This is a genomic window from Calderihabitans maritimus, assembly GCF_002207765.1.
GTDB lineage: Bacteria > Bacillota > KKC1 > Calderihabitantales > Calderihabitantaceae > Calderihabitans > Calderihabitans maritimus.
The window spans coordinates 1-252 of the sequence record NZ_BDGJ01000143.1 but is presented as its reverse complement, the minus strand read 5'-3'; the positions used below and the strand labels follow the sequence as shown (position 1 = coordinate 252).

Sequence of the window (252 nt, the reverse complement as noted above, 5' to 3'; positions counted from 1 at the left end):
TGTAGAGACGGGGGTTTTCCCAAAAAAGATACAAAAGCAACGGCCGCTCGGCCAGTAGGCCAGGTCGCCTTCCTCGACGGTTTCGACAGGGTTTTCAGGCCCTTTGTAGACGGGAATTTCAAAATAAATCTCTTCTCCCCAGGTGTTTACTTTTCCCTTGATCGGCAGCTTTTCCCAGATGGATTTGGCCGTTTCCGTGTCATTTAGCTGAGCTTCCATTTGGACCTTAGCGGTGATAATTTTGATCCTTTT

General features: G+C 48.0%; 1 protein-coding gene. It reads right to left on the bottom strand.

What is annotated here, in order from left to right; all coding sequences use genetic code 11:
- The coding region (locus tag KKC1_RS11595; protein WP_088554614.1) for a cyclophilin-like fold protein at positions 1–252 on the bottom strand (252 nt) is incomplete at both ends.